This is a genomic window from Asticcacaulis excentricus, from assembly GCF_003966695.1.
Lineage (GTDB): Bacteria > Pseudomonadota > Alphaproteobacteria > Caulobacterales > Caulobacteraceae > Asticcacaulis > Asticcacaulis excentricus_A.
The window spans coordinates 2,225,047-2,247,865 of the sequence record NZ_AP018827.1 but is presented as its reverse complement, the minus strand read 5'-3'; the positions used below and the strand labels follow the sequence as shown (position 1 = coordinate 2,247,865).

Sequence of the window (22,819 nt, the reverse complement as noted above, 5' to 3'; positions counted from 1 at the left end):
TTGGGTTAGAGTGTACGGAGGGTTTTGTTATCTTCCGTACACGTACCATGTCAGACTCTCCGTCCCATACCGTCCTGATCGTTGATGATCATGAGATCAACCGCCGCCTGGCGTCGCTGTTTTTACAGCCGCTCGGCTGGCGCGCCGTCATGGCCATTAACGGGGCGCAAGCGCTGGACATCGCGGCGGTGCAGCACTTCGATGTGATCCTGATGGACATGATTATGCCGGGCATGGACGGGCTCCAGACCACGGCCAGCTTGCGCCAGTCCGACGGGCCCAACCGCGACACGCCGGTCATTGCCGTGACGGGCATGGAAAACCAAAGCGCGCAGTGGCACGCTGTGGGCGTCACGCAGATTTTGCTGAAACCCTTTGATCCGGACCAACTGATCGCGGCGGTGACCGAGGCCATCGCCCAAAAGCCGAACGGCTACCGCATCAGCGCTTGACGTCGAAACCGTCGTCGCTGAGGAAGGCGTCCAGCTCCGCCACGGTGGCCAGCGCAAAATCACCCGGCATGGCGTGTTTCAGGCAGCCCCCGGCAATGCCGTAGTTCAGGGCCTCCTGATCGGACTTGCCGCTCAGGATACCGTGCAGCACGCCCGCCGCGAAGGCATCGCCGCCGCCGATGCGGTCGATGATGCGCGCAATATCGTAGGTCTCGGTCTCCAGCGTTTCGCTGCGCGTGTACATCAGCCCGGCCAGGCGGTTGTGATCGACATTGACCTGTTCCCGGCGCGTGCAGATCAGGCGTTTGAGGTCCGGGAAGGCGCTGAAGGCGTGGTCGGCGGCGGCACGGCTGCGGGCGTGGCTGCCCGCCTCACCGGCAAATGTCGTCTTGAACACCAGCTCAATGTCGCGGTAACCGCCGAAGATCAGATCGGCCTGCGCCATCAGTTGCGGGATCAGGCTGGGCGCGTCGCCGCCCCAAGCTTCCCACAGCTTGGGGCGATAATTGCAGTCAAACGAGACTTTTATGCCGAGCGTGCGCGCCACCTGCATGGCCTTCAGGGCACCCTGAAAGGCATTTAGCCCCAGCGCGGCGGTCACGCCGGAAACGTGCAGCCACTCAGAGCCCTCCAGAAGTTGCGCCCAGTCGAAGGCCGAAAAATCCGCCGTGGCAAAGGCCGAACCGGCGCGGTCATAGAGGATGTCCGATGGGCGATGGATGCCGCCGGTGGTCAGGAAATAGAGCCCCATACGGCCCGACGCCGTGCGTACCCGGCTGGCATCGACGCCGAAATAGCGCAACTGCCCCACAGCGGCCTGCCCCAGATCATTGTCCGGCACCACGCTGATCATGCGCGTGGCGTGCCCCAGCCGCGCCAGACCAACCGCCACATTGGCCTCCGCCCCGCCCACATAGGGGGTCAGCTCCGGCAGGGTATAGAGCGGATCACGGCCGGCGGTGGACAGGCGGATCAGCAGTTCCCCGAAACAGGTGAAGGCTTTGGTCATGGCAGCATTCCGTTGGTGTTTTTGTTTGTCTGGAAGGGTTTAGAGCGCATCCCTATCCATGTGAAGCGCTTTTTGGGGCTGGCTTCGTAGAAAGAGACGAGGCGTCGCCTTCCCATAAAAAAGAGGCGCCGGTGACCCGACGCCTCAAAGTCAGAAGGCTGTTGAACGCTTACGCTACTTTACACTCTGACCAGCTTAATACTTGTAACGCAGGCCCAGATAGTACTGACGACCCGACTTCGAGTAGTCATAGAGCAGGTCCTGCGCCGTATTGCCCTGCACGGTGTTGTAGGCAATGAAGCGGTCATCGGCTTCGTTGGTCAGGTTGATCCCTTCCAGGATGAAGGTCAGGTTCTTGTTGATCTGATAGGTGACCTGAGCGTCGATATTGAAGGTCTCGTTCTTGCCCCAGAAGTCGGCCGACGAACCCGGATTGAGCTGCGACAGGTAGCCGTCACGATAGGCGAAGGCGACACGACCCGACAGCTTGTCGTCTTCGTAATAGGCCGTGATGTTCCACGCCTTGGGCGACAGGCCCAGCAGGTTGGCGCGCGTCGTCGTCGTGGCCGTTGCCGAGGTGTAGTAGTTAATCTGCGACTCGACATTGGTGTAGTTGATGATACCGCCCGTGTGACGCAGGAAGCCCGGCAGGAAGTGGAAGGGCTTTTGCAGCGAGATTTCGTAGCCTTTCAGCTCACCGCCCGGCGTGTTGACAGGCGTGGTGACCGCATAGGTGACGTCCGCCGCTTCACCGAAGTCGGCCGGATTATAGCCGTAGTCCGACAGCTTGGCCGTGGTCTGGCGCTGCTGGATGTAGGACTTGATGTCCTTTTTGAACAGGGCCACCGTAAACAGGGTGTCCTTATCGACGTACCATTCGGCCGAGAAGTCGAGCGTATTGGCGCGTACCGGGTCCAGAGCCGGGTTACCCGTGGTGATGGTCTTGGCCGACGTGTTCACCGAACCGCCGCCCGGAATGATCGACAGAAGCGTCGGACGGGCCATGGTCTTGGCCGCGGCAAAGCGCAGATAGACGCTCGGCACCGGCTGGATCATCAGGTTGAACGAGGGCAGATTGTCCTTGTACGACCGTTCGACCGTCGTGCGCTGGAAGTTGTTGTTAGCCGTCCCGACGATACCCGTCGCCACCAGATTGGTTTCAACCTGACGCGTACCGATATTGCCGCGATAGGGCAGGCCCGCGATCTCACCGCTGAAGTCGGCTTGCAGGAACCAGCCATTGTCGGTTTCGCTGGCCACGCGGTTATTGGTGCGCGACGACGAGTTGGTCGAGTTGGTGGTAAAGATGCCCCAGCTATTGGCGCAGTTACAGTCATAGCCAAAGGTCGAGCGGATCAGGTCAAGATTGGGGATCAGATAGGTGTTCCCTGCCACCGAAACCGTCTGGGAGTATTTGGCGATATTGCTGTTGATTTCCGTGACGATATTGCCACTGGCATTTTCATTACGCGCATTGACGTCAGTGGTATAACGCCCGGATTCCGTCGAGTTGAAATCGTACTTCTTGGACGAAACACCTGCCTTGATCGTCACATTATCGGTGAGGTCAAACTTGGCATCCAGCCGCGTGGTGGTGAATTTATTCGTTACCTGCTGCGGACGCAGACGGATCAGCGAGGCATCGCCGCTCGCCGTGCTGGACGAATAGGTCCAGTAACAGGCCTGATCCGGCGTACAGCCATTCTTCGTGCTGTAGTTAAACTTCGGCGCCGTCATGTCGGTGAAGTCGTAGGAATAGCCATCGACATCATAGGATTCGAGCGTGAAGGTCGTTTGTTCCGGCGTGTCCTGCACCGATTTCGACGAACCGATCATCAGCTTGGTCGAGAAGCGCTCACCCCAGGTCTGATCCCAGGTCAGGTTGCCCTGAGTGAAGGTGGTGGTCAGCTCATCAAAGCGGTGTTCCGAACGGATATCGACATCATTGAACGAGGCCTTGGTGATGGTGCCCTTATCGTCGATCGTATAGTCGTAGATGTCCGTCTGAGGGTTCCCCTGACCGCTGCGGCTGAAGGAAATGGCTTCGATTTCCCACTCGTCGCGATTGGCCCCGAACTTGGCGTACATGCCGTCCAGCGAGATCAGCGTACCGTCAAACGGGCGCATCTGGAACGAACCGGTGACGCCGAGACGCTTCTGCTCGGTTTCAAAGTGGTTGAAGCGCGGGATGCGCGGGTGCAGCGAATTGGAGATCTTGGCCGCTTCGCCGGTCAGGGCCGGTTCCAGCGCCGAATTGGTGTTACAGACGCGCGTCGTGTTTGGCGTCGCGCCCCCACCGGTACAGGGCGTAATGGCCGTAAAGGTCTTGCCGCCATCCGTCGAGAAGCTCTGGAAGCGCCCGATGTTCGAGGCCGCATAGGCATTTTCCCAGCGGGTGGTATTGGCGCCTTCTTCGATGACGGTACGCTCACCATAGGCGACCGACAACAGCGCCCCCAGCTTGCCATCGGCCCAGCGGTTGGAGATCATGAAGGTGCCGCGCGGCTCGGTCTTGCCCGACTTATCGTTATAGCCAAACTGCACCGACGAGGCCATGGTGAAGCCCTTATAGTCGAAGGGACGTGCCGTTTGCAGATCGACCGTGGCCCCCAGCGACCCTTCATCGACTTCGGCCGACATGGACTTGCGCACGGTCAGCGAGTTGAAGAGGTCAGCGGCGAAGACGTTGAAGTCAAAGCCGCGGCCGCGGTTGGTGCCACCCGACGAGTCCTTCGAGCCCGTGGTGGCCAGCGCCTCAAGGCCGTTGATGCGCGTGCGCGAAAATTCGGAGTTCAGGCCACGGACCGTGATCTGCTTGCCTTCACCGCCGTCGCGGTCAATCGACACCCCCGGAATGCGTTGCAGGGATTCGGCGAGGTTGAGGTCCGGAAACTGACCGATGTCTTCGGCCTTGATCACATCGACCATGTCAGTCGAGCGCTTTTTCTCGTTGATCGCCGTCTGAAGGCTGTTGCGGAAACCCGTCACGACGACGGTTTCGACATTGTCAGAAGCGGCGGGTGCCGCTTCCTGTGCCAGAGCCGGCATGGCTGCGCCCGTGGCGACCAGCGCCAGTACGGATACGCCATAGCGGGCGATAGCAGACGCAGTACGGCTGTGGTTGGACTTGGTTTTCATCTTGTAACTCCCCGTTCGGCCCGCTGCACGCTCTTGACTGGCGCGCTGATCAGGCAGTGGACGCCCATTGAGGGCAGGTTTTCTGTTGAAATGATACCGGTGTCAAACACGCATGGTAACCGGTGTCAGTGACCTCAGCTAGACACAGGCGCGCCCAAAAGACAAGCGCCTTCGTTCAGGTTGATTAAAAGGGTGACAAATCTGCCATAGGTTCAGTCCTGCCTGACAGCGCACTTGCGGCGCTTATCTCTGAAAATCCGCCCGTCCCTTTAACAAAGGCTGAAGATCAATGGTGACGGCCTTTCTGTGCCGTCACCGTGATAAATGCATCACACAAATCAGCTTAATTCGGGGCGCGCCTCAGTCAGGGTGACGGTCTTCAGGCGAATTTGGGTCGTTTCATGGTGCGGACCCGCATAGGTCACCACCGACGACTGACCGGGCAGGATGTCGTGGATACCGGTCGTCGCCCCCGATGAGATCAACTGGCCCTTTGTCAACGGACGCCCGCGCGCCGCCAGATGCCCGGCCAGCCAGCCAATGGCCTTCAGCGGGCCGCCCGGCATGGTGAACAGGCCGCCTTCGCCCACCACCTGACCGTCGATTTCAGTCGTGGCGGCATAGCCCTTGACAACCGCTTCACTTAAGCTCTCGACCGTGCTTGAGGCGTCAAAGGCCGCCAGTTGCGTCCCCAGAATCAGGCCAAAATTATTGCCGAAATCGGATGCCACGACGGTCGGCCCCAGCTTGTTGATCGTCGGCAGCGGCGAGCCGGCCATCTCGACCCCGGCAAACAGCGCGTCGATCAGACGCAGGGCCTCGGCCTCGCTATAGTCGGTCTTGCCCGGTTCGGCATCGACGCCGATGCGGAAGACAAATTCTGCCTCGACCGCCGCGAAGCCGTTCTCAAAAACCGGGATTTCGACCTCGCCTTCGGAGGGTTTGAAGACGGTCTCAAAAATCGGTCCGGCCAGGCGCTCGGTGCCGTGTTCGGCCTGACGCTCTGGCGCCAGACGGCCGATCTTCCAGCCGATGACCGGACGGTCCCACAGCCTGATCGCCTCTTCCTGAATGGCGTAGGAGTCCGTCAGGACCGCCGGAATCTGACCCGGATAGTCGCTGAGGGCGCGCGCCCCACGACGGGCGGCAACGAAGTTTTGGGCAATCTCTTTTAGGCTCATAGGGTGTCCTTTGTGCGTATCCCTTCGGACAGGGCCCACATGAGGGCCCCCACGCCCTTGGGATCATTGGGGGTGATTTTTTCGGAGAGGTAGTAGGCGTAGGAGCCGTCACGATAGGGCACATTGCCAAGCCCGGCCACGCCGCACACACCGTTCAGCGCCGACGGGGTCACAAAGCGCGCGCAGACGGCTTTCAGCGACTCGACGCCCGTGCGGCCTGCGGCTTCGGACAGGATGCCCAGACGCGCGGCCTTCATCAGGCCATAGGCGACCATCAGCGAGGCCGAAGCCTCTTCGTAATTGCCTTCGCGCTGGCCCTGATCCACGACCTGATACCACAGGCCGTTGTCCGAGCGGAACTTGAGCAGGGCCTCAAGCGTGCGGCGGGTGATATCGGCAATATCGGCGCGCAGGGACGGGCTGAACCCTTCGGAGGCTTCATAGACATCGACCAGCGCCCCGATCCACCAGCCCATGGCCCGGCCCCAGACGTTTTGGGACAGACCGGTCTGTTTATCAGCCCAACGCTCGGTGCGGCTTTCGTCCCAGCCGTGGGCATAGAGGCCGTTACCCTTTTGCAGGGTGTGATCGACGAACCGGAACTGCGCCACCGTGTCGGCAAACAGGGCTTCGTCCTGCGTGATGCGAGCGTATTCGGTCTGGAACGGCTGGGCCATGAACAGGCCGTCCAGCCACACCTGATGCGGATAGATCTGCTTGTGCCAGTAATTGCCCGACTGCGTGCGCGGATGGTCCTTGAGCTGCGCAAACTGCACGTCCATCGCCGTGCGGAAGCGGGCCTCACCCGTAATGGCATAGAGCGGAAACAGGATCTTCCCGCCGTTGACGTTGTCGATATTGTATTCCTGCGGGTGGAAGGTTGGCATGGAGCCATCGGGCAGGACGCGCGTTTGCATCTCACCCAGAATATAGTCAAGAAACACGCGATCCTGCGTCACCTGATAGAGGTCGAGCGCCCCCTTCCACACCACGCCGTCTTCGTAGTTCCAGTGCGGGCGATAGGGCTCCCAGGTGCGGAAATAGCCGCTAATGAAGGCGGGGACAGAGTCGCCAAAGCGCGCCAGAGACGCGGTTGTCTGCGGCGACAGATCGAAGGGGCGCTGCGTCGGTGCCGCCGCGACATCGACGGGGATGTTGTGTTTCAGGTCAAGCATGTGACGTTTTCCAGCGTAAGGGTTTCGCCGCTCTGGCCGTCTATGTCCAGCGCGTTTGTGCGAAGATGTCTGACATTGGCGATCAGGCCGCCGAGACGCGCCACGGGCGCAATCGAAGCGGCCATGTCGGGTTCACCGGGCTGCGCCTCCGGGTCAAAGCGCAGGCGGATGTGGTCGAGCGTCAGGCCGTCCACCGGCTGCTCCGGCAGGCCCAGCACGTAGAGGCCCGCGTGACGCACACCTGTGGCGTCGATATGGCTCAGGTGGATGTCGCCGATGGCGGGCGTACGGTCATCGACCGGGCGCGGGTTACGGTCGCCCACATAGTCCGTTTGGCCGTCCGGATCGCACCAGTAGAAGCTGTTGATCACGAAGGCCGTGCCGACGCCCTCCATGCGGATATGGCGACAATTGAGGCCCCGTATCACCGCCTCGCGGCCACGACCGCGCCGCGTTTTGAGGCGGATACCGCGATCCGTGTTTACAAACAGACAGGTCTGTACGGAAACATCATAGACACCGGACGCCATCTCCGATCCGATGACCACGGCCCCATGACCGTCGCGCATCCGGCAGTTGGAAATACGCACGCGGCGGGTCGGACGCACAGTGCGTCTCGCCATGCTGATCTTGCCTGACTTTAGCGCGATGCAGTCGTCGCCCACGGCAAAATCGACGCCGCTGATGACAATATCGGTGCTGCTTTCCGGATTGAGGCCATCCGTATTGGGGCTGTCGGCCGGGGCCTCGATGCGCAGGTCAGCAAAGGTCAGACCACGCGACAACAGCGGGTGGAGCGTCCATGACGGGCTGTTTTTCAGGGTCAGACCGTGCAGTATGACCTGTTCGCTTTCGACCATAAAGATCAGGCGCGGACGCCAGCCGACAAACCGCGCCTTGGGCTTTTCCCACCAGGTGTCAAACCCGGCCTGACCGTCGATGACACCGCGCCCGTAAAGCTGCACGTTGCGCGCAAACAACAGGTTGAACAGGGCGGCGTGGCAGGCCTCCGCCTCGCCTTCCCACGACCCGAGACAGGACCGTTCCGTCCCCTCGGCGTCCGGTAGTACACCCGGTAAGACCGGCCATTTTGTTATATCGCGATGACCCAGCACGTCTGCACCGTCGCACAGTTCGACGGCCATATCGCTTTTGAGGAACAGGGGCGCGGTCAGGTAGCGCCCGGCGCTTAGTCGCACCAGACCGCCCGGCGGGCAGGCCATCAATGCGGCCTGAAGCGCCGCCGTATCGTCGCTGACGCCATCGCCTTTGGCCCCGAAGGCGCGCGGATCAACCAGGGCCTTGCAGGCGGCGGTCCGCACCACCAACCGGTCGGCCCCAACGCGCACCGCGTATTGTGTGTCCGGTCGCAGATCATACAGCGAAAAGACATTCCGGTCTGTCCGCAACGCCAGCGCGCCATCCACCCATACGTCGCGCGGGGCATCCGCGGCCCAGATCGAGCCGTCATCGACCTCAAAGCTCAGGGCCGTCGGCAGGACAGCCAGACAGCGCAGACCCGTCATCGCACGACGCGGTGCAGGATGGCGTTGATGTCGTCATAGAGGCGGTCGCCGGCCTCGCGTTCGCTCAGGCGGCCATAGCCCAGCGCCTCCAATATGTCCTGAAAGCCGTCGCGCACGCGCGGATGTTCGAACCACGGGCTTTCGACTACATGGATCTGCGCCGCCGCCAGTTGCGCCTCGCTCTGCTGCTGGATAGGCGTGATCAACCCTTCCTTGTCGAGCAGGGTGCGCGCCGCCTTGGATACCGGCACGCCGCGTTTCAGCCCCATGGCGCGGATGCCGGCCGGGTCGTTGAGCAGAAACTCGATCAAAAGCGCCGCTTCGTCCGGGTACGCCGTTTTGGCATTGACGGCGAACATCATGGCGGGACGATACATCATCCCGGCGTCCTTGGCCCCCGGCCTCAGCAGATAGGGCGCCAGCGCCAGTGTCTGCTTGCCGGCCAGCGTATCGCTATATTTATCGATCGAGCTGTTCCACTGGAAGGTGCCGGCGAACTGGCCGTTAATCCACGGCCGCATCTCCTGTTGCGCCACATTGCCATAGGAGGCGCGCACCTGCGCGCTGGGCCAGACGTGTTCGCGCGTCATGCGGGCGTAAAGGCCCGCAAAATCGTACATGTCGGCCCGCGTACAGTTGAGCGATTTCGTCTCGGCATTGATCAGGGGCTTACCCGTGCCCTGCACCACATAGGTGCGGGCGAGCGCGATAAATTCCAGAAACAGGCCATCGAGCGGATAATAGCCCGTACCCAGTTTTTCGCGGAACTGCGGGCCGCGTGCGAAGAGCTCGTCCCAGGTCGTGGGCAGGCTGAGACCCGCCTTCTGGTAGGTGGTCTGGTTGAGGTAAAACAGGCGCGCGGCGTTCGATACGGCCACCGCGTTCAGCACGCCCTTATTGGTGCCCATGCCGAGCGTGCGCGCATCGAACTGGCTGAGGTCGAGCTTGTCCGTCAGCTTTTTCAGGTCGTAAAAGCCCGTCCCGTCGCGCGAGAACAGGGTCTGCCAGTACCAGTTGATCTGCATGACGTCCGGGGCGGTCCCCCCGGCGATCTGCGTCGTCAGCCGCTCCAGATGGCCGGCAAAGCCCGTATATTCGCCGCGCACGCGGATGCCGTGCTTTTCCTCGAACAGGCGCAGCGCCTCAAGCGTCGCCTTGTGCGCCGAAGACCCGCCCCACCAGCTCATGCGCAACTCACGCCCGGTGGAAGGGGCCGGACGCGGCTTTGAGCAGGCGGTGAGCGCGGCGGCAGACGCGCCCAGCAGGACGAACCGGCGGTGAAGTCTGTAAGCGTCCATCGCCCTACCCCTTCACCGCGCCGGAGGTGACGCCTTCGACGAAGTATTTCTGCGCCAGGAAGAAGAGGATCAGCGAGGGCGCCAGCGCGATGGTGGACATGGCCAGAATCTCGTTCCACGAGGTCGCTTCGGTCACATCGATCGACATTTTGAGCGCCAGCGCCACCGGATACTTTTCCACCGAAGACAGGTAGATCAGCGGCTGTATGAAGTCGTTCATCGACCACATGAACTGAAACAGGGCGACCGAAATGATGGCGGGCAGGATGACCGGGCAGACGATTAGGGTCAGGACCTGAAACGAGTTGCAGCCGTCCATCACCGCCGCCTCTTCCATATCGAGCGGCAGGGAGCGCATGAACTGGATGATCATGAAGACGAAGAAACCTTCGGTCGCAAAGGCCTGCGGCGCATATAGCGGCAGATAGGTATCGAGCCAGCCGAATTCGCGGAACATCAGATATTGCGGGATCAGCAGGACCGACTTCGGCAGCAGCACCGTGGCCATCAGCAGCGCAAACAGCCACTTGCGGCCGGGGATGGCGAAGCGTGCAAAGCCATAGGCGACGATGACCGACGAAATGACCGTGACGATCACCTTCGGCACCACGATCTTCATGGTGTTAAGAAGGTAGGTCGCGAACGTATATTCGGTCGAGGTCTTCCAGCCGTTGATAAAGCCGTCCGTAGTCGGATTTTTGGGAATAAAGCCCACGGAAGAGAAGATTTCTGCGTTGTTTTTGAACGCTCCGCCGATCATCCACAACAGCGGATAGATCATCAGGAAACCCACCAGAATCAGCAGGCCATAACGCACGAAGGCATTGATCACCGGCAGATGTTTGCGCCAGCCGTGATCGGCCGGGTTTAGCGAAGACGCCATCTCAGTGTCCTCCCTTATCGTCGCGGTCTTGCGCATAAAACACCCAGTGTTTCTGCGACCAGAAGGCCACCGCGGTGAAGACGGCGATGATGATAAACAATACCCAGGACAGAGCCGAGGAATAGCCCAGATTGAAGTATTTGAACGCCTCTTCGTAGATCATCAGCGGCAGCAGATAGCTCGATTTGAGCGGTCCGCCGGCGGTGATGATGTAGGGGCCGTTGAACTCCTGAAACGCCTGCACAATCTGCATGATGAAGTTGAAAAACAGCACCGGCGTCAAGAGCGGCAGGGTGATCATGAAGAACTGTTTGAGGCGCGAGGCCCCATCGAGATCGGCGGCCTCATAGAGGTCTTCAGGGATGGCTTTCAGACCGGCCAGAAACACCACCATGGCCGAGCCGAACTGCCACAGGCGCAAAAGCACGATGGAGAACATGGCGGTTGTGGGCTCCCCCAGCCAGTTGACACCGCCTATGCCGATACCCGCCAGCGCCTGATTAAGCAGGCCGTCACCGGCAAAAACGAAACGCCAGACAACCGCAATAGCGACGCTGCCGCCCAGAATCGAGGGCAGGTAAAAGGCCGTGCGGAACAGGCCAATGCCTTTCAGCTTGAAATTCAGCACCACGGCGATGAACAGGGCAAAGGCCAGTTTCAGCGGCACGGTGATAAAGACGTAGGCAAAGGTCACGCCCAGCGACTGTCGAAACGTCGAGTCCGCCGCCATCTCCGTATAGTTGGACAGGCCGACGAAATTGGCCGCCCCCAACTGATCCTGAAGCCGCGCATCGGTCAGGCTGAGCACGAAGGAGGCCACGAACGGAAAGGCCGTGAACAGCAAAAAGCCGATCACAAACGGGGTAATGTAAAGGCTGCCGATCCACTTGTTGCTATACATGGACGGACTCGTCTGTCTTATCAGCAAAGTCGGGCGACACGCCAATCGCCTGACCGTCCTCGGCGAACAGATGCGCGCGGTTGAGGTCGATTTTCAGGCGCACTTCCTGATGGTTATAAAGCGCCGCCTCACCGTCGAGCTTCATGATCAGCGGCTCACCTTCACTGTCTTTCAGCGTCACATAGGCGAAGGTTTCACCACCCAGGCGCTCGATCAGGATGACGTAGCCGCTGAGGTGCGCCTCTTCGTCTGTCACGGCCAGATGCAGGTTCTCCGGGCGCACGCCAAAGGTCACATTGGCCCCTGCCGCGACCTGTGCGCCGACGCGCGGCACAGACAGGATGGTCTGCGGCAGGTCGAGCCCGACGGCGTCTGGCGACACCTCACGCACACGGGCCTTGATGGTATTCATACGCGGCGATCCGATAAAGCCCGCGACGAACAGGTTGGCCGGTTTACGATACAGATCAAGCGGCGAGCCGACCTGTTCGATACGCCCGGCGTTCAGCACCACGATCTTGTCGGCCAGGGTCATGGCCTCGACCTGATCGTGCGTCACATAGACCGAGGTGGCATTGAGCTTGGTATGCAGCCGCGCGATTTCGACACGCATTTGCCCGCGCAGCGCCGCATCGAGATTGGACAGCGGTTCGTCAAACAAAAAGACATCGGGCTGACGCACAATGGCGCGACCAATGGCGACGCGCTGACGCTGCCCGCCGGACAGGGCCTTGGGGCGGCGCTTCAGAAGATGCGTCAGTTGCAGCGTTTCCGCCGCCGCATTGACCTTGTGCTCGATCTCGGCCTTGGGCAGGCCCTGAATCTTCAAGGCAAAGGCGATATTGTCGAACACCGTCATGTGCGGATAGAGGGCGTAGGACTGAAACACCATGGCCACGCCGCGCTTCGACGGGTGGGCGTAGGTGACATCGCGGCCCGCAATATCAATCTGGCCCGAGGTCGGCGTTTCAAGGCCCGCAATCAGGCGCAGTAAGGTCGATTTCCCGCAGCCCGACGGCCCGACAAAGACCACCAGCTCGCCTTTTTTGACCTCTAGCGAGACGCCCTTGATGACCTCATGGCCATTAAAGGTCTTGCGCACATCCGTAAGTCTGACACTGTCAACCGACACGTTTCCCCACTTTTTAGCTGATTATTCTTGATTGGCTTCATGTGTAGGGGAAACCGGTGTCATTTTCAACGGTGTTTATGCACACAGGCAAAGATTCCGGCTATGACAAGGGGCTGTCTCAGGATAGGAAGCGCACGGCGACGTGCAAACGGTTTTCGGACCTTCGGGCCGCTTCGCGGCTTGCTGTCCCTCGCTTAGCCCGCTATTGAAGCATCCACGCGCATATTCACGCAAAAACACGCAGGAAGACTTTTATGAAAATCGCTCTGATCAACGAAAACAGCCAGGCCGCCAAGAACGGCATCATTTTCGACGCCCTGAAGACGGTCGCTGAGCCGCTGGGCCACACGGTTTTCAACTATGGTATGTACAGCGCTGATGATTCGGCGTCGCTGACCTATGTGATGAACGGCCTGCTGGCGGGTATTCTGCTGAATTCGAAAGCGGCCGATTTCGTCGTCACCGGCTGCGGCACCGGCATGGGCGCCATGCTTGCCTGTAATGCGATGCCGGGCGTGTTCTGCGGTCTGGTCATCGACCCGACCGACGCCTTCCTGTTCGGTCAGATCAATGACGGCAATGCCATCTCCATGCCCTATGCCAAAGGCTTTGGCTGGGCCGCCGAACTGAACCTTCAGGACGTCTATCGCAAGCTGTTCGACGGTGAACGTGGCCTCGGCTACCCGAAGGAACGCGCGCAGATCATGGCCAAGAACCGCGGCATCCTGAAGGATCTCAAGGCCGCCTCGTGCAAGGACATGCTGACGGTGCTGAAGACCGTCGATCAGGACCTGCTGAAGGCCGCCGTCGCCGGTGAGAAGTTCTCGGAATACTTCTTCGCCAACGCGCAGGACGAAGAGATCAAGGCCTATATCAAGGGCATCGTGGGCTAACACCCGGCCTCAACGGCATACAAAAAGCCCCTTCCGTTCGCACGGAAGGGGCTTTTCTTTTTAGCTTTCGAGTTGGCCCGTATCAGAGCGGTATGATTTCTGATGAAATCGTTCCGCTCAAGCCGCCATTGAGGCGGCGGCCAAGGTGGCAAAGCCACCGCCCGGCGAGGGGCTAAACTAACGCTAAGTCATTATCGTTTCGATTAGAAACGTAATGACTTAGCGCGCCAGCCAGCCGCCATCCACCGGGATGATCGCACCATTGACATAGTCCGACGCCGGTGCGGCGAGGAAAACGGCCGCCCCGCCAAGGTCAGACGGCTCACCCCAGCGACCGGCCGGAATGCGGTCGAGGATGGCCTTGTTGCGATCGGCATCGGCGCGCAGTTGCGCCGTATTGTCGGTGGCCATATAGCCCGGCGCGATGGCGTTCACGGTAATGCCCTTGCCCGCCCATTCGTTGGCCAGAAGGCGGGTAATACCGGCAATACCGGACTTCGATGCCGTGTAGGACGGAACGCGGATGCCGCCCTGGAAGGAGAGCATCGAGGCGATATTGATGATCTTGCCATAGCCTTGGGCGATGAAGTGACGCCCCACGGCCTGCGCCATGAAGAAGGCGCCCTTGATATTGACGTTCATCACGTCGTCCCAGTCTTTTTCCGAAAAGTCCACGGCGTCGGCGCGACGGATCAGACCAGCGTTGTTGACGAGGATGTGCAGGCCGCCCAGCTCGTCGATCGTGGTCTTCACCACGCGCTCGATGGGCTCCAGCGTGCCGAGATTGGCGTCGATATTGACGAACTTGCGGCCCAGCGCCTTGACCTTCTCGCCGGTTTCATCGGCGGGCACGATGCCCACGGCGGCGATGTCGGCACCCGCTTCGGCCAGGGCCAGCGCAATGCCCTGCCCCAGACCCGTATTGGCCCCGGTGACGAGCGCGACCTTACCAGTCAGATCAAATGGATGGCTCATGAAATATCTCCCTTTTTCAATCCTTCCCCCTACTCAGCAAGAGCGGAGGCGCGCGAGGCAGAGCCTCGCCAAACTAAGAAGGCAAAAAATCTCGACGGGCCGCCCCTAGAGATTTTTTGACCGTTCTGAAACCACCTCTCGATGCGCCAGCATCGGGAGGTGAGACTAGAGCGTTTTTCGCTCAAGTGGATACCGGTTGAGCGTTAAAAAACGCGACAAAACAAAAACTTAGAGCAACATTTCGATTCAAAATGAACGAAATGCGCTCTAAGCGAGCTGACAGATGTCCAGCACCTTCATGTCGGTATAGTCGAGGTTTTCGCCGCCCATCGCCCAGATGAAGGCGTAGTTCGACGTGCCCGCGCCCATGTGGATCGACCACGGCGGCGAGACGACGGCCTCGTTGTTCTGGATGACGATATGGCGTGCGGCGTCCGGCTGCCCCATGAAGTGGAAGACGCGGTCGTTTTCACCGAGATTGAAGTAGAAATAGACCTCCGAGCGGCGGTCGTGCAGGTGCGGCGGCATGGTGTTCCACACCGAGCCGGGGGCCAGAATGGTCAGGCCCAGCAATAACTGGCACGACTTCGCGGTCGTCGGCACGATGTACTGATAGATGACGCGCTGGTTTGATTGTTCCAGCGAACCGCGCTCGAGCGGCACGGCCTGATCAATCGAGATCTTGACCGTCTCATAGCGCGCATGGGCGGGCGTAGACGTCAGATAATAGAGCGCCGGATTGGCCGCATCGTTCGAGGCGAAGACCACATCCTTTGTGCCCATCGGGACGTACAGGCCGTCCTTTTGACCCAGATCATAGGCGACGCCATCGACGGTCACCACGCCCGCACCACCGCCGACATTGATCACGCCCAATTCGCGGCGCTCAAGGAACGGGTGACCGGCGGCCGAAGCCGGTTCGGTCTGATCGGGCAGGCGCACGTTTTGCGACACCGGGGCGACGCCACCGACCACAAAGCGTTCGAAATGGGTGTAGTTGAGGACCACCGAGTCCGGGGCAAACAGGCCCTGCATCAGGTATTTGTCACGCAGATCATCCGTATCCGCATAGGCCATCATGTCCGGATGGGTGGCGTGATAGATCTTGGCGTACAAAGACGTCTGGCACATGGCAGCGGCTCCGGTTTTTATAATCAGCCCCGGGCGCGACGGCGCGGCGCTTTCCATCCCAGCACGGCGAAATCCCGGTTTGCGGGATCGTTCGCCACATAATGAGACTTCCTATAGCGACAAATGAAAAGGAAGGAAACCGGTTTCCTTCCTTTTCTGCCAACGATTTTATTGCAGGTTGACGAAGGCCCCGCCATCGACCAGAAGCGACGCCCCTGTCACATATCCGGCCAGTTCTTCGCAGGCGAGGAAAATGACCGGCCCGGCCAGATCTTCGGGTTGCCCCAGACGGCCCAGCGGAATACGGCCTTCCATGTAGCTGCGCTTGGCCTCATCAGCCAGGTCATCCTTGTTGATATCGGTCAGGATGGTGCCGGGCAGGACCGCGTTGCAGCGGATGCCATGCTTGCCCAGCGCAATGGCGGTCGATTGCATCAGCGACAGCACACCGGCCTTGGTCGGCGTATAGTGGGTCTGGAACTCACCGCCGACCAGCGCCGAGATGGAGGAGACGGCGACGATGGACCCGGCGAAGCCGTTGGCCTTCTTGCCCTGCTTGACCATCTGGTTGGCGGCGGCCTGACACATGTAGTAGGCGCCGTTCAGATTCACCTTGATGGTGCGGTCCACCACATCAACCGGCATATCGAGGAAGCCGTGGAAGGGGCAGATTCCGGCATTGTTCACGAAGGTATCGACGCGGCCATAAGCCTCCACCGCCGCCGCCACAAAGGCCGTCGCCGAAGCCGGGTCAGCGACGTCACCACGCAGAGCAAAGGCTTCGCCCCCGAAGGTGCGGATTTCCTTCACCGCTGATTCGGCGGCGGCTTCATCCCCCGCATAGTTGATACCCACCTTCGCGCCCTGACGCGCCGCCCCGATGGCGATAGCGCGACCAATGCCTTTTGAGCCGCCGGTGACCAGCAATACCTTGTCCTTGAGCAACATCTTTTTGTCTCTTCTCTCTGACCGGAAGCGCGAAACGCCCCCCGTTTCCTTCCAACTTATAAGTGGGTCGCCTGGTGCGACAGGCGAATGAATTTGGGCCCCAACCGGTAGCCGCCACCACTGCCGTCGCGCGGGGCCACACTGAGATAGCCCTGCTCGACAAGGGTAGAGGCCAGACGATAGGCGGTGGAACGCGCAAGGCCCGCGGTTTCGGCAATTTCGCTTAGACTACCCCGCCCTGACGCCACCGCCTCTACGATCATCAGCCCACGGACAAGGGTCTGGCTCCCGCCAGGTTTGTCGCGTTTGGTTTCGGTGGTCGTCGGATTTGCGTTCATGCCCGGTTTCGACGTTTCTGCGTTCACGCTTGACGTTTTTTGCTTGATAAGCCTTGGCTTAATTTCATATATTGGAATAAATAGATTGGCAATCGCATTTATGCTCATTATTGAGCAATTTCACCACAATCCGATCATTTCCGGTCCTCCCGGAACCGCATTCGACACGCAGGGTTAAAAAGGCTTCTATTATGGGTTACCCCAAGATCAAGCAGGTGCGCGCATACGTCATTAAAGGTGGCGAGGGCGGCGGCGGCGCCGATTACCACGATCAGGGCGAAGGCCACTGGATCGACAATCACATTGCGACCTCGATGGGGCGCTATCCGGAATATCGCCAGAGCCGCAAAAGCTTCGGCATCAATGTGCTGGGCACGCTGGTCGTTGAAATCGAAGCCGATGACGGCACGGTTGGCTTTGCGGTGACGACCGGCGGTGAGCCCGCCTGCTATATGGTCGAAAAGCACTTTGCCCGCTTCCTCGAAGGCCGCAACCCTTTTGAGTATGAACGCATCTGGGATCAGATGTATTTCGGCTCGCAATACTATGGCCGCAAGGGGATTGTCGTAAATGCGATTTCCGGCGTCGATCTGGCCCTGTGGGACCTGATGGGCAAGCTGCGTCAGGAGCCGGTCTATCATATGCTGGGCGGCGCGGTACGCGACGAACTGCAATTCTATGCGACCGGCGCGCGTCCGGACCTCGCCAAGGAGATGGGCTTTATCGGCGGCAAGCTGCCGCTGTATCACGGCCCCATCGAAGGCGACGAAGGCCTCAAAAAGAATGTCGAGCTGATCGCCGATATGCGTTCGCGCGTCGGTGAAGACTTCTGGCTGATGTACGACTGCTGGATGGCGCTCGACGTCAACTACGCGACCAAGCTGGCGCACAAGTGCCATGAGTACGGTCTGAAGTGGATCGAAGAAGCCATCAATCCGGACGACTACTGGGGCTATCAGCAACTGAAGAAGAACGTCCCGGCCGGGATGCTGGTCACCACGGGTGAGCACGAATCGACGCGCTGGGGCTTCAAGATGCTGCTGGAAATGGGCTGCTGCGACATCATCCAGCCGGATGTGGGCTGGTGCGGTGGCGTCACCGAGCTTCTGAAGATTTCGGCCCTGGCCGATGCGCACGGCGCGCTGGTCGTGCCGCACGGATCGTCCGTATACAGCTATCACTTCGTCATTACACGTCACAACTCGCCGTTTGCCGAGTTCCTGATGATGGCGCCGAAGGCTGATCACGTGGCGCCGATGTTCCATCCGCAACTGCTCAATGAGCCGATCCCGGAAAAGGGCCGCCTGAAGGTCACCGCACTCGACAAGCCGGGCTTTGGGGTGGACCTGAACCCCGAAGTGAAGCTCTATCGCCCCTACGAACATTGATCTTTAGCCACGAAAAGCACGAAAACCACTTTCCTGTGACGCCACTGGTTCCATAGGGTTCGAGCGCCTCCGGCGCTCAAAGAGACTAAAAAAGCAGGCACCTTTGTCGCTTTTCGTGTGTTTTCGTGTTTTTCGTGGCCAATACTTTTAAGGAACCTCCCCATGAAACTCGTTCGTTTTGGCCCCAAGGGTCAGGAAAAGCCCGGCGTGATCGACGCTGACGGCAAGCTGCGTGATCTGTCGTCGGTCGTGGCCGACATCACCCCCGAAGAGGTGCGCCTGTCGAAGCTGGAAGGCCTCAAGGCCACCGACGTCTCGGCCCTGCCCGTCGTCGAAGGCGACGTCCGTTATGGCGTGCCGGTCAACAAGATCGGTAAGATCATCGCGGTGGGCCTCAACTATGCCGACCACGCCGCCGAATCGAACCTGCCCGTGCCGCCGGAACCCATTTTCTTCACCAAGGCCGTGACCTCGCTCACCGGCCCCAATGACGAGGTGATGAAGCCGCGCGATGCGACCAAGATGGACTGGGAAGTCGAACTGGGCCTGATCATCGGCAAGACCTGCCGCTATGTCGAGGAAGCCGACGCGCTCAGCCACGTCGCCGGTTACGTGCTGGTGAACGACATTTCCGAGCGCGCCTTCCAAAAGGAGCGCGGCACGCAGTGGGTCAAGGGCAAGGGCTGCGACACCTTCTGCCCGACCGGCCCGTGGCTGGTCACGCCGGAAGAGATCGGCGACGTGCATAATCTCGACATGTTCCTCAACGTCAATGGCGAGCGTATGCAGACCGGCAATACGAAGACCCTGATCTTCAACGTCGCCCACTGCATCAGCTACATTTCGCGCTTCATCACCCTGCAACCGGGCGATCTGGTCATCACCGGCACGCCGCCGGGCGTCGGCGAAGGCAAGAAGCCGAACCCGATCTACCTCAATGCGGGCGACACCATGCACCTCGGCATCACCGGCCTCGGCGAACAGCGCCAGACCGTCGTGCCCTTCTCGCTCGAACATCAGGAGATCATCGGCTAATGACCTACGCTGGACGTTTTAATGATCGCTGCGCCGTCATCACCGGTGCCGCCGGGGGTCTCGGTAAGGCCGCCGCTCAACGCATCATCTCTGAGGGCGGCAAGGTCGTCCTGTGGGACCTGAACGCCGAACTGCTGGAAACCACCGCTACGGAAATCGGCGCGGCTGGTTTTGTGGCGCTCGATGTCTCCAAGCTCGAGGAAGTCTCTGCGGCCGCTAAAAAGTCCGCGGAAATCCTGGGCAAGATCGACATTCTGGTCGCTTCGGCGGGCATTACCGGTGCGACCGTGCCGGTGTGGGAATTCCCGGTCGAGTCGTGGCTGAAGGTCATGGACATCAATCTCAACGGCCTGTTCTACTGCAACCGTGAGATCATCCCCTTCATGCTCGAAAACGGCTATGGCCGCATCGTTAATGTCGCTTCGGTCGCCGGCAAGGAAGGCAATCCGAACGCCTCGGCCTACTCGGCCTCCAAGGCCGGCGTGATCGGCTTCACCAAGTCGCTGGGCAAGGAACTGGCCACCAAGGGCGTCATCGTCAACGCCCTGACCCCGGCCACCTTCGAGTCGCCCATTCTGGCGCAACTGCCGCAAAGCCAGGTCGATTATATGCGCTCGAAAATCCCGATGGGGCGTCTGGGCATCGTCGATGAATCGGCGGCCATGGTGTGCTTCATGGCCTCGGAAGAGTGCTCCTTCACCACCGCCTCGGTGTTCGATACATCGGGTGGCCGCACGACCTACTAAACGATCTGACGGCGGCGCCTGACGGGGCCGCCGTTCTCTTATAACAAAGCACAAAAATCGCTATGGTGAGTCGAAAAGACTTAGCCGACGAATGCTCTAGCGTAGTTGAGTACGTTAGCCGCGTATCGCAGACGGATGAGGCTTTGCAGACCTCCAGAGCGGCTGGCTCGGAGGAAACATGACCAAACTGCCTTTCATCGACGCCCATATTCACCTGTGGGACCTAGACCATCTGCGCTACGGCTGGCTGAGCGCGCCGTTCGACGATACCGGCGTCAATGGCTCCACCGAGGCCATCGCTTCGACCTACCTCCCCTCACATTATCAAACCGACGCCACAGGCTTTGACGTCCGCGGCACCGTGCATATCGACGCCGGTGCACATCCGGACGACGCCCTGGCCGAGACGCAGTGGCTGCAAAAACTGCACGAACAGACCGGTCTGCCTACCGCCATTGTTGCCTTTGCCGGGCTGAACGATCCGAAGGTCGAAGCCCTGCTGGAAGCCCATACGCAGCATTCCGCCGTGCGCGGCATCCGCCACATCCTCAACTGGCACCCCGACCCCTATTTCAGCTATACGCCCGCCAACCTTCTGGAGGACCCGCAATGGCAGGCCGGTTATGCCCTGCTGGCCAAATACGGCCTGTCCTTCGACCTGCAAATCTACGAAAACCAGATGGCGGCAGCGGCGGCTCTGGCGGCAAAGCACCCCGACATTCCCGTCATGCTCAATCATGCAGGTATGCCAGTCAATGACGGCGAGGGCTATCTGAGCCGCTGGGAAGCGGGCTTGAAGGCGCTAGCCGCCCAGCCGAACGTCTCGGTGAAGATTTCCGGCATGGGCTTTGCCAATCGCCACTGGACAACCGAGTCCATCCGACCTCTGGTGCTGACGGTCATCGACATCTTCGGCACGGATCGCGTGATGTTCGCCTCTGACGTACCGACCGATAAGCTGTTCTCGGACTACAGGACCATAATGGAGTCGTTTGACGCGGTGACCCGTGACGTCTCCGAGGCCGAACGCAAGGCCATGTTCGCGGGCAATGCCAACCGGCTTTATCGTCTGAATCTTGAACTCTAAAGCGGTATGATTCCTGATGGAATCATAATGATCTAAGACTACTCTGTCTCGTTGCCGTCCCAGTCGCGGGTGTCGGGGAATTTTTTACGGAAGGTGCGCCATTCTGCCGCCTCCTGCTCAAAGATATGCAGGTCGTGGCGCACCCCGTTTTTTAGGACGTGATTTTTCAGCACACCAACATGGCGATAGCCGTTGAAGGTCTGCGCCCGCACCACGCGGTCGTTCCAGTGGACGATGTGATTGACCAGCTTATGCAGGCCCAGCGTGCAGAAGGCGTGGTTCAGCGTGCCTATAAAATTATAGGCCGACAGGGTGGGTGGCACGATTTCGTCGCCCACATAGACCCCCACCTCGCCTATCCCATTCACCGGGTCGGTTACGGTAATCGAGGTATAGCCGACATCGCGGCCTTCGATGCAGATGATGCGGTGATGATAGTCGTTACGGCTGGCGCAGCGTTCGATCCAGCCGCGCTGGCGCTCGATATCGTAGGGCACGTCGGTGAGCATGAATTGCGTGATGCGCACCGATGTACGCCAATCCAGCAACAGCTTGGCGTCATCCGGTTGCACCGGCCTGTAGCTTAAAAACTCATACACGGGTCATGGCCTCCACTATACGTTCCGCGCCGCGCCCATCGACCAGAGCGTGAGCTTTGGCCGCCATAGAGACACGGCCGAGCACATCAGACAGAAGGGTCTTTACCTTGTCTTTGAAACCGTCGGGCCAGCCGTCGCGCGCATCCAGAACCGGATAGGGCGAGGCGCTGAGCAAGGCGGCCTGATTATCGACCACCACCATAACCAGAGCGGGCAGACCCATGGCGGCAACCTCACCGACACTACCGCCGGCCGCCGTGACGACCAGAGACGCCCCGCTTAACACCTCGGCCACATTGTCAGGCGACAGATAGAGTTTCAAAGCCGCATGGGCCGCACACAGGCGGCGCAGGGCATCGACATCGCCATTGGCCGGGCCGACGATCAGGCGGATATCATAGCGCGGCGCGACCTCAAGCAGGGCCTCGGCGCACAGGGTGGTAAACCCTTTGGGGTCCGATCCGCCAAACAGAACGCTGATGTGCGCGCGGGCTGATGTGGGGTAGGTGCGCCGGAATTCGTGGCGGATGGGCGCATAGTCCGGCCCCAGGCAGAGCTGCGCATCCGGGGCGATTTCGGCATACATCTCTGGCGATGCCGAAGCGGCGGCATTGATCACCAGATGCACGTTCAGCGGTCGCACCTGCGCCAGATCATCAAACACAGCCAGCCGATAATCCGCATACAGATCGGTATAGAAGTCAGCCCCCACCGCGTAGGAATCGACCAGCAACAGCTCGCCTGTGGGCACGCTGGCGCGTATGGCCGCAGCATCTTGCGGGCTGCCGATCGCTGTCTCCAGTCGTCGGCATCCCGCGCCGATCTGCGCCAGACGCGAACGAATGGCCTCCGTGGACTCGTTGAGCAGAAAGGTCACGGCCATACCGCGATGACGCGCCGCCTCAGCCACGGCGAAACAGCGCATAAAGTGGCCCAGACCAATCTGCGCTGAGGCTTCGGTACGCACCCACAGATGCATGTGCG

General features: G+C 60.2%; 21 protein-coding genes. 6 read left to right on the top strand and 15 right to left on the bottom strand.

Annotated elements, in window-relative coordinates; all coding sequences use genetic code 11:
* Positions 1–47: 47 nt before the first annotated feature.
* Positions 48–452 carry a response regulator gene (locus EM6_RS10365; RefSeq protein WP_126422531.1) on the top strand — a complete coding sequence of 135 codons (405 nt, stop codon included), beginning with the start codon at positions 48–50 and terminating at the stop codon, positions 450–452.
* Here EM6_RS10365 and EM6_RS10360 read toward each other — a convergent pair.
* The 9 genes from EM6_RS10360 to EM6_RS10320 all read right to left on the bottom strand — a co-directional run bounded on the left by EM6_RS10360 (position 442) and on the right by EM6_RS10320 (position 12,695).
* The gene (locus EM6_RS10360) at positions 442–1,461 is read right to left on the bottom strand and encodes a sugar kinase (RefSeq protein ID WP_126422529.1); all 1,020 of its coding nucleotides are present in this window, start codon (positions 1,459–1,461) and stop codon (positions 442–444) included. The genes EM6_RS10365 and EM6_RS10360 overlap by 11 nt on opposite strands.
* Before the next feature lie 195 nt (positions 1,462–1,656).
* Complete coding sequence (locus EM6_RS10355; protein WP_126422527.1) at positions 1,657–4,599, bottom strand: TonB-dependent receptor; 2,943 nt, start codon at positions 4,597–4,599, stop codon at positions 1,657–1,659.
* Between the two features lie 338 nt (positions 4,600–4,937).
* Positions 4,938–5,780, bottom strand: coding sequence for a 2-keto-4-pentenoate hydratase (locus EM6_RS10350; RefSeq protein WP_126422526.1), 843 nt, complete (start codon positions 5,778–5,780; stop codon positions 4,938–4,940).
* Positions 5,777–6,955, bottom strand: coding sequence for a glycoside hydrolase family 88/105 protein (locus EM6_RS10345; protein ID WP_126422524.1), 1,179 nt, complete (start codon positions 6,953–6,955; stop codon positions 5,777–5,779). Before EM6_RS10345 ends, EM6_RS10350 begins: the two co-directional genes overlap by 4 nt.
* Positions 6,943–8,481 (bottom strand): glycoside hydrolase family 28 protein, encoded by a 1,539-nt coding sequence (locus tag EM6_RS10340; protein WP_126422522.1) that lies wholly within the window; start codon positions 8,479–8,481, stop codon positions 6,943–6,945. Before EM6_RS10340 ends, EM6_RS10345 begins: the two co-directional genes overlap by 13 nt.
* Positions 8,478–9,779: an ABC transporter substrate-binding protein gene (locus tag EM6_RS10335; RefSeq protein WP_126422520.1), complete on the bottom strand. Its 1,302-nt coding sequence runs from the start codon at positions 9,777–9,779 to the stop codon at positions 8,478–8,480. Before EM6_RS10335 ends, EM6_RS10340 begins: the two co-directional genes overlap by 4 nt.
* Before the next feature lie 4 nt (positions 9,780–9,783).
* Positions 9,784–10,662, bottom strand: a complete 879-nt coding sequence (locus EM6_RS10330) for a carbohydrate ABC transporter permease (RefSeq protein ID WP_126422518.1) — start codon at positions 10,660–10,662, stop codon at positions 9,784–9,786.
* Between the two features lies 1 nt (position 10,663).
* Positions 10,664–11,563 (bottom strand): carbohydrate ABC transporter permease, encoded by a 900-nt coding sequence (locus tag EM6_RS10325; RefSeq protein WP_126422517.1) that lies wholly within the window; start codon positions 11,561–11,563, stop codon positions 10,664–10,666.
* Positions 11,556–12,695, bottom strand: coding sequence for an ABC transporter ATP-binding protein (locus EM6_RS10320; protein ID WP_126422515.1), 1,140 nt, complete (start codon positions 12,693–12,695; stop codon positions 11,556–11,558). The genes EM6_RS10325 and EM6_RS10320 overlap by 8 nt, the downstream gene beginning before the upstream one ends.
* A 254-nt stretch (positions 12,696–12,949) precedes the next feature.
* Between EM6_RS10320 and EM6_RS10315 the strand changes: the two genes are divergently transcribed.
* Complete coding sequence (locus EM6_RS10315) at positions 12,950–13,588, top strand: RpiB/LacA/LacB family sugar-phosphate isomerase (RefSeq protein WP_126422513.1); 639 nt, start codon at positions 12,950–12,952, stop codon at positions 13,586–13,588.
* Positions 13,589–13,807: 219 nt separating this feature from the next.
* On the opposite strand, the gene kduD is transcribed toward EM6_RS10315, so the two are convergent.
* The 4 genes from kduD to EM6_RS10295 all read right to left on the bottom strand — a co-directional run bounded on the left by kduD (position 13,808) and on the right by EM6_RS10295 (position 16,980).
* A complete protein-coding gene (gene kduD, locus EM6_RS10310) occupies positions 13,808–14,563 on the bottom strand; it encodes a 2-dehydro-3-deoxy-D-gluconate 5-dehydrogenase KduD (RefSeq protein WP_126422511.1) in 756 nt (251 codons plus the stop codon).
* 267 nt (positions 14,564–14,830) lie between these two features.
* On the bottom strand, positions 14,831–15,679 hold the full coding sequence (kduI, locus tag EM6_RS10305; protein WP_197723629.1) for a 5-dehydro-4-deoxy-D-glucuronate isomerase: 849 nt from the start codon (positions 15,677–15,679) through the stop codon (positions 14,831–14,833).
* Positions 15,680–15,862: 183 nt separating this feature from the next.
* The gene (locus tag EM6_RS10300) at positions 15,863–16,642 is read right to left on the bottom strand and encodes an SDR family NAD(P)-dependent oxidoreductase (RefSeq protein WP_126422507.1); all 780 of its coding nucleotides are present in this window, start codon (positions 16,640–16,642) and stop codon (positions 15,863–15,865) included.
* A gap of 56 nt (positions 16,643–16,698) precedes the next feature.
* Complete coding sequence (locus EM6_RS10295) at positions 16,699–16,980, bottom strand: helix-turn-helix domain-containing protein (RefSeq protein ID WP_172961189.1); 282 nt, start codon at positions 16,978–16,980, stop codon at positions 16,699–16,701.
* 191 nt (positions 16,981–17,171) lie between these two features.
* Between EM6_RS10295 and rhmD the strand changes: the two genes are divergently transcribed.
* From rhmD to EM6_RS10275, 4 genes are all read left to right on the top strand, one after another.
* Positions 17,172–18,368 (top strand): L-rhamnonate dehydratase, encoded by a 1,197-nt coding sequence (rhmD, locus tag EM6_RS10290; RefSeq protein WP_126422503.1) that lies wholly within the window; start codon positions 17,172–17,174, stop codon positions 18,366–18,368.
* A gap of 162 nt (positions 18,369–18,530) precedes the next feature.
* The gene (locus EM6_RS10285; RefSeq protein ID WP_126422501.1) at positions 18,531–19,403 is read left to right on the top strand and encodes a fumarylacetoacetate hydrolase family protein; all 873 of its coding nucleotides are present in this window, start codon (positions 18,531–18,533) and stop codon (positions 19,401–19,403) included.
* On the top strand, positions 19,403–20,149 hold the full coding sequence (locus EM6_RS10280) for an SDR family NAD(P)-dependent oxidoreductase (protein ID WP_126422499.1): 747 nt from the start codon (positions 19,403–19,405) through the stop codon (positions 20,147–20,149). The genes EM6_RS10285 and EM6_RS10280 overlap by 1 nt, the downstream gene beginning before the upstream one ends.
* Before the next feature lie 178 nt (positions 20,150–20,327).
* Positions 20,328–21,236, top strand: coding sequence for an amidohydrolase family protein (locus EM6_RS10275; protein ID WP_126422497.1), 909 nt, complete (start codon positions 20,328–20,330; stop codon positions 21,234–21,236).
* A gap of 38 nt (positions 21,237–21,274) precedes the next feature.
* Here the strand turns inward: EM6_RS10275 and EM6_RS10270 are convergent, their stop codons facing one another.
* Both EM6_RS10270 and pseG read right to left on the bottom strand, forming a co-directional pair.
* Positions 21,275–21,835: a GNAT family N-acetyltransferase gene (locus tag EM6_RS10270; protein WP_126422495.1), complete on the bottom strand. Its 561-nt coding sequence runs from the start codon at positions 21,833–21,835 to the stop codon at positions 21,275–21,277.
* Positions 21,828–22,814 (bottom strand): UDP-2,4-diacetamido-2,4,6-trideoxy-beta-L-altropyranose hydrolase, encoded by a 987-nt coding sequence (pseG, locus tag EM6_RS10265; RefSeq protein ID WP_126422493.1) that lies wholly within the window; start codon positions 22,812–22,814, stop codon positions 21,828–21,830. The genes EM6_RS10270 and pseG overlap by 8 nt, the downstream gene beginning before the upstream one ends.
* Positions 22,815–22,819: the final 5 nt, after the last annotated feature.

Excerpts from the sequence above, each read along its gene's own strand:
- rhmD (WP_126422503.1), top strand. The coding sequence starts at position 17,172 with ATGGGTTACCCCAAGATCAAGCAGGTGCGCGCATACGTCATTAAAGGT.
- EM6_RS10335 (WP_126422520.1), bottom strand. The coding sequence starts at position 9,779 with ATGGACGCTTACAGACTTCACCGCCGGTTCGTCCTGCTGGGCGCGTCT.
- EM6_RS10365 (WP_126422531.1), top strand. The coding sequence starts at position 48 with ATGTCAGACTCTCCGTCCCATACCGTCCTGATCGTTGATGATCATGAG.
- EM6_RS10330 (WP_126422518.1), bottom strand. The coding sequence starts at position 10,662 with ATGGCGTCTTCGCTAAACCCGGCCGATCACGGCTGGCGCAAACATCTG.
- EM6_RS10300 (WP_126422507.1), bottom strand. The coding sequence starts at position 16,642 with ATGTTGCTCAAGGACAAGGTATTGCTGGTCACCGGCGGCTCAAAAGGC.
- EM6_RS10360 (WP_126422529.1), bottom strand. The coding sequence starts at position 1,461 with ATGACCAAAGCCTTCACCTGTTTCGGGGAACTGCTGATCCGCCTGTCC.
- pseG (WP_126422493.1), bottom strand. The coding sequence starts at position 22,814 with ATGCATCTGTGGGTGCGTACCGAAGCCTCAGCGCAGATTGGTCTGGGC.
- EM6_RS10280 (WP_126422499.1), top strand. The coding sequence starts at position 19,403 with ATGACCTACGCTGGACGTTTTAATGATCGCTGCGCCGTCATCACCGGT.
- EM6_RS10325 (WP_126422517.1), bottom strand. The coding sequence starts at position 11,563 with ATGTATAGCAACAAGTGGATCGGCAGCCTTTACATTACCCCGTTTGTG.
- EM6_RS10355 (WP_126422527.1), bottom strand. The coding sequence starts at position 4,599 with ATGAAAACCAAGTCCAACCACAGCCGTACTGCGTCTGCTATCGCCCGC.
- EM6_RS10340 (WP_126422522.1), bottom strand. The coding sequence starts at position 8,481 with ATGACGGGTCTGCGCTGTCTGGCTGTCCTGCCGACGGCCCTGAGCTTT.
- EM6_RS10295 (WP_172961189.1), bottom strand. The coding sequence starts at position 16,980 with ATGAACGCAAATCCGACGACCACCGAAACCAAACGCGACAAACCTGGC.
- EM6_RS10350 (WP_126422526.1), bottom strand. The coding sequence starts at position 5,780 with ATGAGCCTAAAAGAGATTGCCCAAAACTTCGTTGCCGCCCGTCGTGGG.
- EM6_RS10285 (WP_126422501.1), top strand. The coding sequence starts at position 18,531 with ATGAAACTCGTTCGTTTTGGCCCCAAGGGTCAGGAAAAGCCCGGCGTG.
- kduD (WP_126422511.1), bottom strand. The coding sequence starts at position 14,563 with ATGAGCCATCCATTTGATCTGACTGGTAAGGTCGCGCTCGTCACCGGG.
- EM6_RS10315 (WP_126422513.1), top strand. The coding sequence starts at position 12,950 with ATGAAAATCGCTCTGATCAACGAAAACAGCCAGGCCGCCAAGAACGGC.
- EM6_RS10345 (WP_126422524.1), bottom strand. The coding sequence starts at position 6,955 with ATGCTTGACCTGAAACACAACATCCCCGTCGATGTCGCGGCGGCACCG.
- EM6_RS10275 (WP_126422497.1), top strand. The coding sequence starts at position 20,328 with ATGACCAAACTGCCTTTCATCGACGCCCATATTCACCTGTGGGACCTA.